6 protein-coding genes are annotated in these 12,673 nt (G+C 58.3%); 5 read left to right on the top strand and 1 reads right to left on the bottom strand.

Translation table 11 applies throughout. From position 1 onward, the window contains the following. Positions 1 to 118: 118 nt before the first annotated feature. From AB6729_RS08900 to AB6729_RS08885, 4 genes are all read left to right on the top strand, one after another. Positions 119 to 1,882, top strand: coding sequence for an efflux RND transporter periplasmic adaptor subunit (locus AB6729_RS08900; protein WP_371081264.1), 1,764 nt, complete (start codon positions 119 to 121; stop codon positions 1,880 to 1,882). A gap of 120 nt (positions 1,883 to 2,002) precedes the next feature. Further along, positions 2,003 to 5,167, top strand: a complete 3,165-nt coding sequence (locus tag AB6729_RS08895; RefSeq protein ID WP_371081263.1) for a multidrug efflux RND transporter permease subunit — start codon at positions 2,003 to 2,005, stop codon at positions 5,165 to 5,167. 150 nt (positions 5,168 to 5,317) lie between these two features. Next, positions 5,318 to 5,791 carry a nucleotidyltransferase gene (locus tag AB6729_RS08890; RefSeq protein WP_371081262.1) on the top strand — a complete coding sequence of 158 codons (474 nt, stop codon included), beginning with the start codon at positions 5,318 to 5,320 and terminating at the stop codon, positions 5,789 to 5,791. A 1-nt stretch (position 5,792) separates the two neighbouring features. After that, a complete protein-coding gene (locus AB6729_RS08885; RefSeq protein WP_371081261.1) occupies positions 5,793 to 9,314 on the top strand; it encodes an efflux RND transporter permease subunit in 3,522 nt (1,173 codons plus the stop codon). 83 nt (positions 9,315 to 9,397) lie between these two features. Here AB6729_RS08885 and AB6729_RS08880 read toward each other — a convergent pair whose 3' ends face one another. Next, on the bottom strand, positions 9,398 to 10,672 hold the full coding sequence (locus AB6729_RS08880; RefSeq protein WP_371081260.1) for a glycoside hydrolase family 18 protein: 1,275 nt from the start codon (positions 10,670 to 10,672) through the stop codon (positions 9,398 to 9,400). Positions 10,673 to 10,909: 237 nt separating this feature from the next. Here AB6729_RS08880 and AB6729_RS08875 point away from each other — a divergent pair, with 237 nt between their 5' ends. Next, a complete protein-coding gene (locus tag AB6729_RS08875; RefSeq protein WP_371082607.1) occupies positions 10,910 to 12,673 on the top strand; it encodes an amidase in 1,764 nt (587 codons plus the stop codon).

Here is a 12,673-nt window from a genome sequence, read left to right as displayed (position 1 = left end):
CGAAACCTTCTGCCAAGGCTGTCCGTCATTCCTTATAGTCAAAGAGAGTATGCCGGACTTACGTGCATCCCGGTGACACACCTCATCTGAAAAAATCAGGACGGTTCTACGCAAACGTATGTCGCTTTCTGCCAGCGAGCACCCAGTCTCTTCTTCGCATCCGGCGCTGCCGGATCACGCTTCGCCTTCTTCGACCGGCCTAACCAATGATGCGTCTCAGCATCCGGAGGAGCCGAAGAAGCGCGGTTCGTGGCTGCGCGTCCTGATTCTTATCCTGCTGGTAGGCGGTGCGATTGGTTTTGTTGTGTATCGCATTGTGACCAACAAGCCGAAGGATGCAGCCGGACCGGGCGGTCGTCGCGGAGGCGGTGCGGGACAGATCGTCCCCGTGGCCTATGACGTGGCCACGCTGAAGACGATGCCGATTTCGCTGCAGGCGCTGGGCACGGTGACGGCATACAACACTGTGACACTGCGCAGCCGCGTGGATGGACAGATCACCCGCGTGAACTTCACCGAAGGTCAGCGTGTGAAGCAGGGGCAGTTGCTGATTGAGATTGATCCGCGTCCGTATGCCGCCGCGCTGGAACAGGCGAAGGGCAACCTGGTTCGCGACCAGGCAAATGCCGCGTATGCACAGGCGCAGGCACAGCGTTACGGTCAGCTTTATGCCGCGGGTGTTGTCAGTAAGGAAAGCACGCAGACGCAGGAGTCGACCGCCGGGCAGGCTGTGGGGACTCTGGCTGCGGATAAGGCTGCGATTGACGCTGCGCAGGTGAACCTGAACTACACGCGCATTACGTCGCCCATTAATGGTGTGGTGGGTCTGCGCCAGGTGGACGTGGGTAACATTGTGTCAGCTTCGGCGACGACTGGCCTGGTGGTGATTACGCAGGTGCAGCCCATTGCCGTGATCTTCACGCTGCCGGAAGACCAGATTCCGCAGGTGTTTTCGCATATGCGTGGTGGTCAGAAGCTGGTGGCGGAGGCATGGGACCGCTCCAACTCGCAGAAGCTGGCGACCGGTACGCTGCTGACGGTGGATAACCAGATTGACACAACGACCGGCACGGCAAAGCTCAAAGCCGTCTTTCAGAATGAGAGCAACGAGCTTTATCCGAATCAGTTCGTGAACATTCACCTGATTCTGGAAAATCGTCCGAATTCGCTGGTGATTCCGGCTGCGGCGATTCAGACCGGCACCGGCGGCAGCTTCGTTTACCTGATCGATCGCACAAAGGGTCAGGCCAATCCTGTGGCGGGTGGTGGCACCGCTGGTGCGGGACGTGGTGCCAATGGCGGTGGCCAGAACAGCGGCGCGACTACCAATAGCGGCAACGTGAATGCCGCGGCTGGCGCGAATACCGCAGCGGGGCCCGGATCGCCGGACGCGAACGCATCGGGTGGAGCGGGTGGACGTCGTGCTGGTGGCCAGGCTGGCGGCGGCGCTCGCGGCAGCAACCAGAACTTCCCGGTCCAGGTGGTCCAGGTGGTCGTGGACAGCACCCAGGGAACGAATGTGATTCTGCGCAGCGGCCTGAAGCCGGGTGATCAGGTGGTGACGGATGGCCAGGAGAAGTTGCAGCCGGGTAGCCGGGTGACACCGCGTCCGTCGGACGATATGCAGGCTGCGCGCAAGGCAGCCCAGAACCCGGGCACGCAGAAAGCTAACCCGAATCCGGGTGCTGGGGATTTCAGCAACGGTCATGATTCGGATGTTTCTCCGGCCATGACGCCAGGTCGCGGTCGCGGACAGGGAACGGTCGGCACGGATAGCAGCGGCCTGGGTGTCAGCCAGAACCCGAACCAGAATCGTGAGGGCGCGAATGGCCAGATGGGCGGCCCACAGCGCGGTTCAGGCGGTCGTCGTCCGCCGCAGTAATTTTCCGGCAGATGATGCCGGTCACTCAGCGGCCATGCCGCTGACAACTGATGTTCCAGGCCGGAACGGGCTGCTTAACGCCCCGTCCCGGCCTGTTTACCCTTTCCGGAGCCTCCGCGCATGAGTCCGTCCCGGCCATTTATTCTTCGTCCGGTTGCCACAGTTTTGCTGATGGTTGCCGTTTTGCTGGCGGGTGGCGTTGCCTATACGCAGCTCCCGGTGTCGGCGCTGCCTCAGGTTGATTACCCTACGATCCAGGTACAGACCTACTACCCCGGCGCATCGCCCTCGGTGATGACTTCCGCCGTTACCGGTGCTCTGGAACGCCAGTTCGGCCAGATTCCGGGTCTGACGCAGATGACGTCCACATCGTCCGGTGGCGGGTCGATCATTACGCTGCAGTTCAACCTGTCCGAATCCATCGACGTGGCACAGCAGGATGTGCAGGCGGCGATTAACGCTGCCAGCAGCTACCTGCCCCAGAACCTGCCGAACCCGCCGATTTACAACAAGGTGAACCCGGCGGATGCGCCGATTCTGACGCTGGCTCTGACGTCGAAGACGCTGCCGCTGACGAAGGTGGAAGATCTGGCCGATACGATCCTGGCCAATAAGATCTCGCAGCTATCCGGCGTCGGTCTGGTCTCGATTGCGGGCGGACAGAAGCCGGGTGTGCGTATTCAGGCAAATCCGACGGCCCTGGCTGGCTACGGCATGTCGCTGGAAGATTTGCGTACGGCGTTGGCGGCGGCGAACGTCGATCAGGCGAAGGGCAATCTGAACGGCCGTCTGCAGAGCTACACCATCGGCGCGAATGACCAGTTGCTGTCCGCGAAGGACTACCAGGATGTCATCGTGGCGTATCGCAACGGATCTCCGGTGCGCATGAGTGACATTGCCAATTCGGTCGATGGTGCGGAGAACGCCTTCCAGGCGGCATGGATGGGACGTCGTGATGATGAGGGCAATCCGAATACGCAGCCTGCCGTCATTATCAACATTCAGCGCCAGCCGGGCGCAAACATCATCGGCGTGGTGGATCGCATTGAGGCGCTGCTGCCGAAGCTGCAGGCGACTCTGCCTGCCTCGGTCAAACTGGAGACGCTGACCGATCGTACCGGCACCATCCGCGCTTCTGTGGAGGATGTGCAGTTCGAACTGATGCTGACCATCGGCCTGGTCATCCTGGTGATCTTCCTGTTCCTGCGTTCGTGGCGCGCGACGGTGATCCCTTCCGTTGCGGTGCCGCTGTCCATTGTGGGCACGTTCGCGGTGATGTATCTGTTGGGTTATTCGTTGAATAACCTATCGCTGATGGCGCTGACGATTTCGACCGGCTTCGTGGTGGATGACGCCATCGTGATGGTCGAAAACATCGACCGCTATCTGGAAGAAGGGCATACCCCGCTGGAAGCGGCCTTGATGGGATCGGAGCAGATCGGCTTTACGATTCTGTCGCTGACCATTTCGCTGATCGCCGTGTTGATTCCGCTGCTGTTCATGGGCGATATCGTGGGCCGCCTGTTCCGCGAGTTTGCCGTGACGCTGTCGGTGACGATTCTGATGTCCGCGGTGGTTTCGTTGACGCTGACGCCGATGATGGCGGCCAAGCTGCTGAAGCATACGCCGGAGCACGAGAAGGGCAGGTTCTACAAGGTCAGCGAAGACTTCTTCAACTGGGTCATCGCACGGTATGCAACGGGTGTGCGTTGGGTGTTACGCCACCAGACGCTCACTCTGCTGGTGACGGCGGGCACGTTCGTCCTGACCCTGCTGTTGTACATGTGGGTGCCGAAGGGCTTCTTCCCGGTGCAGGATACGGGTGTGATCCTGGCGATTACGGATGCGCCACAGGACATCAGCTTTAATGCGATGAGTCAGCGGCAGCAGGCGCTGGCGAATGCCATCCTGAAGGACCCGGATGTGGATTCGCTTTCGTCGTTCATCGGTATTGATGCGACGAATCAGACGCTGAATTCCGGACGTATTCAGATCAACCTGAAGAGCCGTGACGAACGCAAGGAGAGCGCAACGGAGATCATCCGTCGCCTGCAGCCAAACCTGGACAAGGTGGAAGGCATCAAGGCGTACATGCAGCCGTTGCAGGACCTGACAGTGGAGAACCGTACCGCGCGCACGCAATACCAGTACTCCGTGGAAGATGCCAACAGCGACGAACTGGTGCTGTGGTCGACTCGCATCCTGCAGAAATTTCAGACATTGCCCGCGTTGGCGGATGTTGCTTCAGACCAGACGACAGACGGCCTGGAGGCATCGCTGGTCATTGACCGCGATACGGCGTCACGATTGGGCATTACGCCGCAAAACATTGATGACACGCTGTACGACGCGTTTGGTCAGCGGCAGGTGTCGACGATGTTTACGCAGCAGAATCAGTATCACGTGATTCTGGAAGTGGCTCCGCAGTATCAGAAGAGTCCGAAGGCGCTGGACAGCATTTATGTGAAGTCGTCCAGCGGAACGCAGGTTCCTTTGTCTGCCTTCACGCATTTTGAGCCGAAGAAGACAACGCTGGCGATCTCGCATGAAGGGCAGTTCCCCTCGGTGAATATCTCGTTCAACCTGGCGCCGGGATACTCCATTGGCGACGCGGTTTCGCAGGTGCGCAAGGCGGAAAAAGAGTTGAACATGCCGCTCAGCGTGAACGCGAATTTCCAGGGGACGGCGGCTTCGTTTGAGGCTTCGCTTTCGAATGAGCCCATCCTGATCCTGGCGGCGCTCATCACGGTGTATATCGTTCTGGGTGTTCTGTACGAGAGCTATATTCACCCCATCACGATTCTTTCCACGTTGCCGTCGGCAGGTGTGGGCGCGATCCTGGCGCTGTTTGTCACCGGGACGAACCTGTCGGTGATTGCGTTGATCGGCATCATCCTTTTGATCGGCATTGTGAAGAAGAACGCCATCATGATGATCGACTTTGCGCTGGAGGCTGAGCGCGAAGGCGGGAAGACACCGGAAGAGTCGATTTACCAGGCATGCCTGCTGCGTTTCCGTCCGATCATGATGACGACGATGGCCGCACTGCTGGGCGGTGTACCGCTGGCACTGGGCACCGGCACCGGATCGGAGCTGCGCCGTCCGCTGGGTATCACGATCATTGGCGGACTGATTGTTTCGCAGGTGTTGACGCTGTATACGACGCCGGTGGTGTACCTGTTCTTTGATCGCATTGGGCGCAAGTACCTGGGCACAGAAGAGGGAGACCGCGAACGGCTGGCCCATCTGCATGAAGACGAACCGCACTATGCGACCGGAGATTAAGCATGGTCAAGACGATCCGGAAGGTGACCTCATTCGAGGAGTTAAAGCGTGATGAATATCGCTATTGGCAGTCCGTTAGCCATGAGGAGCGAGCCGCTGCAGCCTTGCAGATGATCCTGGAAGTTTTCCGGGGGAAAGGACTCTACCAGGATGGACAAGGACTGGATCGATCTCTTGTCTCTTTTCGACCGGCACGGAGTTAAGTACCTCATCATCGGTGGTTGGGCAGTTACGTTTTATTCGCAACCTCGCTTCACGAAAGACCTTGATCTTTTTATCGACTCTTCGAAGGAGAATGCAGAGGCGACATACCGTGCACTGGCGGCGTTTGGTGCTCCACTGGAAGGCATAGAAGTTGATGACTTCCGCAATGCAGATGCCATTTTTCAGATGGGTCAGCCACCACTGCGCATCGATATTTTGAATGCTGTTCCTGGCCTGAACTTCAGTACGGCATGGGACTCCCGCTGTGACTCAGAGATAGAAGGCATCACGATCCACTATGTTGGAAGAAATGATTTGATCCGGAGCAAGCTAGCCGCGGGACGGCTTCAGGATCTTGCAGATGCGGAAGCAATTCAAGTGGCTGAACAGGCTGCAATGCTCAAACCATCAGGAAATTGACATGAATACAGCACCCGAACCCGGCGATAAGACACCCACGGAGCACGTGCATCCGGAGGATCGCGCCCGTCTGGATGATCGCGTTCCGCGCGGCGGGGACCACGATCCGCATGAGAGAGCCACCGCGGAGGAAGAACGCCGGAATGCGGCTTCTGCCGAGGGCGAGTCCGATCCGCTGGGCGGGATTGCGGGCGTCCATTTTTCCAAGCCGTTTATTCAGCGTCCTATTGCGACGTTTCTGCTTTCGTTCGCCATCATTCTTGCCGGTGCAGTGGCGTACAAAATGCTGGCGGTATCGTCGCTGCCAAACGTAGAGTTCCCGGTGATCAGCGTGGGCGCCAGTGTTCCGGGTGGTGATCCGGAGACGATGGCATCATCCGTGGCAACGCCGCTGGAGCGCCAGTTCTCACGTATTGCAGGCATCAACCAGATGACGTCGACGTCGTCACAGGGATCTGCAAACATCACGATGCAGTTCGACCTGAACCGCGATATCAATGGCGCTGCGCGCGATGTGCAGGCTGCTATCAGCGCGGCGCGTGCGCAGTTGCCGGCGAACATGCCGCAGAACCCGAGCTATCGCAAGATCAATCCTTCGGAAGCGCCGATTCTGATTCTGGCGATGACCAGCGACACGCTGACCGTGCCGCAGATTTATGATGCCGCCGATTCCATCCTGGCGCAGAAGATTGCCGCGATTCAGGGTGTGGGCCAGACGTTTGTGGGCGGCTCCGCAAAGCCGGGTGTGCGCGTTGAGGCGAACCCGAATCAGCTTACGTCGTACAACCTGTCGTTGCTGCAATTGGCGGCTGCGATCCAGACCATCAATGTTCTGGAACCGACGGGCTACCTGAACGGCGACGAGAAGCGCTGGTCTGTTTCTACGACAGATCAACTCTTTGGCGCGAATGCCTATCGGCCACGGATCGTTGCGATCACCGGTGGTGCGGTCACGAACGCCACTGCAAATAACGGGCTGCAATCGAATGTATCCAGTGCGATCAGCAGCGCGAATTCCGCGACCGTGGCGGGCACGAACGCGAACATCAATAGCGGTGCGGGGTATACGTCCGCCTCCGTCAGCAACTTTACTTCGAATCAGATCGCGCCAACTCCTTCGAAGGGAGTGGGTATTGTTCGCATTGGCGATGTGGCGGAGGTGGTGGATTCCGTTGAGAACAATCTGACCTATGGCCAGTTCAACGGTAAGCCCGCCATCCTGCTGACAGTCTTCAAGTCGCCGGGTGCGAACGTGATTGAGACGGTGGACCGTGTGCTGGCGCAGCTTCCCTTGCTGCAGGCTTCGATCAACCCCGCGATCAAGCTGGAGGTATCGCTGGATCGTACGCAGACCGTGCGTGCATCGGTGAAGGACATTACCCAGACGATGATTCTGACTATCGTGCTGGTGGTGCTGGTGGTCTTTGCGTTCCTGCGCGAAGTGCGTTCCACGCTGATTCCATCGGTGTCGGTGCCGCTGTCGATCCTTGGCACGTTCGGCATCATGTATCTGCTGGGGTATACGCTGGACAACCTGTCGCTCATGGCGCTGACCATTTCAACGGGCTTCATCGTGGACGATGCAATTGTGGTGATTGAGAATATCTCGCGCCATCTGGAAGAAGGACTCGATCCGTATCACGCGGCGATGGTGGGTTCGAAGGAGATTGGATTCACCGTGTTGTCGATGAGCATTTCGCTCATTGCGGTGTTCATTCCGATCCTTTTAATGGGCGGCATTGTGGGCCGCCTGTTCCGCGAGTTTGCCGTTACGTTATCGGTGGCCATCCTGATGTCGCTGGTAGTTTCGCTGACCACCACGCCGATGCTGTCCGCGAAGTTCCTGGAGCCGCATAGTAAACGGAAGCACGGCAAGCTGTACCTGTGGAGTGAGAAGTTCTTTATCTGGCTTCGCGAGGAATACGAGCACGGATTGAGCTGGGTGCTGCGTCATCAGCTGCCGGTGCTCATCATCTGGCTGGTTACGTTCGGACTGAATATCTATCTGTTCGCCATTGTTCCGAAGGGCTTTTTCCCGCAGCAGGATACAGGGCGTTTGGGCGGCCGTATTCAAGGACAGCAGGACGTGTCCTTTGGTGTGATGAAGCAGAAGATCATCGACATGGCCACCATCATGAAGCAGGACCCTGACATTCAGAACGTGATGGCGTTTGTGGGCGGGGGCGGCCCCGGTGGTGGTGCTTCAAACCAGGGCAATCTGTTTGTGTCGCTGAAGGCGTTGGATGAGCGCAAGGACAAGTCAAATGCAGACGACATCATCAATCGTCTTCGTCCGAAGCTGTCGCGAACGCCGGGTGTGATTGCGTATCTGCAGTCGCAACAGGAGTTGAATATCGGTGGCCGTCAGTCGGCGACGCAGTATCAGTACACACTGTCTGCAGATTCGGTTTCGGATCTGAATCATTGGGCGCCGTTGATGATGGCACAGATGATGAAGACGCCACAGCTTCGGGACGTGGCGACGGACCAGCAGGACCACGGACTGGAAGCGAAGTTGGTGATTGACCGTGATACAGCGTCGCGGCTTGGTATCACCGCACTCACGATCGATCAGACACTGAATGCTGCCTTTGGTCAGCGCCAGGTTTCTACGACCTATAAGCCGTTGAACCAATATCACGTGGTGATGGAAGTGGCCCCTCAGTGGCAGGCCACACCGGAACAGTTGCGCGAGATTTTTGTGAAGACCAGTAATGGAACGCAGGTTCCGTTGTCGGCCATTACGCACTTTGAGAACCAGCGTATTCCGTTGCAGGTGAATCATCAGGGCCTGTCGCCCTCGGCAACGCTTTCGTTCAACCTGGCACCGGGAGTGGCGCTTTCGGATGCTGCGCTTGCCATTGAGACGGCGCGAAACACCATCGGCATGCCGGCAAATATAACCGGAGGATTCCAGGGAACCGCGGCTGCTTTCCAGGATTCGCTTTCGACTGTGCCAGTGCTGGTGTTACTGGCGCTGACGGCGGTGTATATCGTGCTGGGTGTGCTGTATGAGAGTTTCATTCATCCGTTGACGATTCTCTCCACGCTGCCTTCTGCCGGTGTGGGCGCTGTGTTAGCGCTACTGCTGACGCAGGTGGATATGTCGGTTATTGCGATGATCGGCATCCTGCTGTTAATCGGCATCGTGAAGAAGAACGCGATCATGATGATCGACTTTGCGATTGTTGCCGAGCGTGAGCATGGCAAGACCGCGGAGCAGGCGATTTATGAAGCGTGCCTGCTGCGTTTCCGTCCCATCATGATGACGACGATGGCGGCGCTGCTGGGCGGCGTTCCGCTGGCGTTTGGTACGGGCGTGGGTTCGGAACTGCGGCGACCTCTGGGTATCACCATCATCGGTGGCCTGATTGTGTCGCAGTGCCTGACACTGTTCACCACGCCGGTGGTTTACCTGTACTTTGATCGCTGGCGCGAACGTGTGGAGCGCTGGGGCCGCAAGTTGAAGCGCAAGAAAGTAACACAGCCGCATGGACAGTTGGAGCCGGTTGCGGGTGACTAATCTTTTGCTGTGATCAGAAACAGGAAGAGGATGCCATCTGTGGCATCCTCTTCCTGTTTTGCGAATAAGTTAGTGTTCTGAACTTACTTGTTCGCGGTATCGCTTTCCGATAAGGCATGGAGGAGTTGCGCATCATTTGTGTCGCCACTTAGTTCCCAGACCATGATGCCGCCGAGGTTGTTTTCGCGAGCGAAAGCCGTTTTTGCCTGCAGAGAAACAGCATCTTCAAAGGTGAGGAAGTTGTCGCCGTCGTAGATCCACGGTTCATGCGATTGCGGATCGCGATAGAGATGCGCACCTGGATTCTGCATAAGTGTGGCTGCGGTGGATTGGTTCAGATTGCCGTGGACGGGATCGCCCTTGCTGTTGAGTCCATAGCTGCCACCTTGTGCAACGTTGTGCCATTGATAGGCATAAAACGGAACGCCCAGCAGGAGCTGCTTTGCGGGTGTGCCGGCGGCAAGATAAGCGTTGATGGTGGTGGAAACGGTCTCTGCCTTTGGATTGGCCGATGTGAGCGGTGCATGGAAGCCGGTGTCGCGCGCCCAGGGACCGTAGTAGTCATAGGTCATGACGCCGATCTGATCGACGCTGGCAGCGACGCGTTTCCAGTCGATGGGGGTGATGTGTTTCTGCCCAGCGCCGCTGGCGATGGAAAGTGTGAAGCCGCGCTGCGCAGTGCCGGCGCGCAGTGCTGTTGATTTCAATTGGATGGCATCCATCTGATGGCGAAACTCTGCCATCAGTGCGTAGAAGTCGTCGGCGTGGTCTGCGTCAGGGTATTCCCAGTCGACGTCAATGCCGTCGAAGAGATGCGGCGCTTCCATGCCAGGAGCGAGATGGCCCTCCAGGAATCGTGCGATGCAGGAGTGGACAAAGGCCACACGATTTTCCGGTTTTGCAGCCTCCGCAAAAAGCTCCTCTTTGCCTTCGATGGAGATGAGGATGCGCAGTTTGGGATAACGCGCTTTAAGCAGTTGCAGTTGATGGAAGTTACCGCGCAGAGGGGTGTCTGGCTCATCGGCCACGCCGTCAATGGAGTCTTCTGCCTTGAAGACAATATCGGTATCTGCCTTGGGATCGGCAACGATACATGCGTTGTTGCTGATGTTGGTCTGGGCATAATTCAATTGCGTAAGAGAGCGCACCGCACCGCTGCGGATGAGATCAAGGGGTACGTAACGGCGGTTATAGATACCCCATTGCGGGAAGTAGCCGACGATTTCCGTTCGTTGTGCGGGGAGTGCGCGTCGTGGTGTCTTCGCGTCGCGCGTTGTTGGAGATTGCGCGGCGCAGAGTGAGGCCAGCAGGCACGTCATCGCCATGCCGTTGCAGAGTGCTGTAGGGAAACGCATCATTCACAGGCTTAGACGCGCGCTGCATGTGGAACGGCGCTTGTTTCTGCGCCGTTGCTACAGATTGGCATGTTCTGCCGTCTGGAAGCGCGGTAGAGTGGGGGCATGATAGACAGGCGGGAGTTTCTGGAGCGGTGCGGTGCCGCAGGACTGGGGCAGACGTTGTTCCCCGGTGCTTTGCTGGGGTTGATGGCGCAGGGTGCGTCTGCGCAGGCTACGACGAAGTATGAAGCGCCCGCGATCAGCGAGTCTCCTGCAATCACAACAGAGATGCTGGATGCGGCCGCGGCGATTGCGGGCATCACGCTGACCGACGAGCAGAAGAAGATGATGCTGGGTGATGTCATCAACCAGCTCAAAGGGTTGCAGGCGATCCGCGATCTGCACCTGCCGAATTCGGTTGCGCCTGCGGATGTGTTCGATCCGCGTCCGGTGGGATTTGTGCTGCCGAATATGGCAGGCAACCATCTGATCGCAGTGGAAACGCCGAAGGGTTTTGAAACCAGGCCCGCGGAAAACCTGCACAACCTCTTAGCTTCTGAGGATGCGGAACACGAAGCGATGTTTGCCTTCGCGGGGATTGTGCAGTTGGGGGATTGGCTTCGGCATCGCGCCATCACTTCCGTGGGACTCACAAAGCTCTACCTACGCAGGCTGAAGCGGCTGAACCCGAAGCTGCTTTGCGTGATTACGCTTACGGAAGAGAGAGCGCTGCGGCAGGCGGAGCAGGCGGATCAAGAGATTGCCGCCGGGAAATATCGCGGGCCGTTGCATGGCATTCCGTGGGGTGCGAAAGACCTGCTTGCTGTGAAGGGATATCCCACGACGTGGGGTGCGGGCGGGTTTGAGCACCAGGTGATCGACGAAGATGCGGTGGTGGTGCAGCGGCTGGATGCGGCAGGTGCTGTGCTGATTGCGAAGCTGACGCTGGGTGCGCTGGCGCAGGGTGACCTGTGGTTTGGCGGCAAGACCCGCAATCCGTGGAATGTGAAGCAGGGTTCGAGCGGGTCGTCGGCTGGGCCTGCATCGGCTGTGGCTGCGGGATGTTGTGTGTTTGCCATCGGGTCGGAGACGCAGGGTTCTATCTCATCGCCGAGTACGCGTTGCGGGGCGACGGGGCATCGGCCTTCGTTTGGATTGGTGCCGCGCACGGGGGCGATGGCATTGAGCTGGAGCATGGATAAGCTTGGGCCGATCTGTCATCGAGCCGAAGACGCCGCGTTGGTGATGGCTGCGATTGCGGGCGCAGATGACCAGGATCTGTCGGTGCGTTCTGATGTTCGCTTTATGCAGGCAGGCGCGATTGAGATGGATTCGCTGCGTGTGGGCTATCTGGAGAGCGCGTTTGCAGAGCCCACACTGCGTGCTGCCGCGAAAGATGAGACGGCAGAACAACGCGCACAGCGTGAACGTAATTTTGAGCAGCAGCGGTATGACAGTCGTTATGACCGCGCCACGCTGGATGTGTTGCGCGGCATGGGAATCAAGCTGATTCCGGTGAAGCTGCCTGCGCTGCCGTTTTCTTCCATCAGCAAAGTGTTGGGTGTGGAAGCTGCGGCGTCGTTTGATGAGATTACGCGGAATGGCCGGGTGAATCTGCTGACCGAGCAATCGCCCAATGACTGGCCAAATCAGTTTCGTACGGCGCGTATGTATAGCGGTGTGGATTATGTACAGGCAATGCGCGCGCGTTCTGTTGTGATTGCGGCGATGGCAAAGTTGTTTTCGTCGGTGGACATCATCGTTACGCCCAGCAGCGGCGCACAGTTGACGGCGACGAATCTCAGCGGGCATCCGGCGGTGATTCTGCCGAATGGATTGCGTGGTGACGATGCGCCACAGCCGCTGGATAGGAAGGATGGCAGCCGTTTCAATGTGGGTGGGCCGGGAACGCCGGTAAGCATCACGTTCCTGGGGCAGCTTTATGACGATGCGCGGTTGCTGGCGTTTGCGCGGATGTACCAGGAGAAGACGCGCTTCCACCTGGCACATCCTGCGCTGTAA

The organism is Terriglobus sp. RCC_193 (assembly GCF_041355105.1).
Taxonomy (GTDB): domain Bacteria; phylum Acidobacteriota; class Terriglobia; order Terriglobales; family Acidobacteriaceae; genus Terriglobus.
The sequence above is the reverse complement of the archived record's forward strand: the minus strand, read 5'-3'. Positions and strand labels throughout refer to the sequence as shown.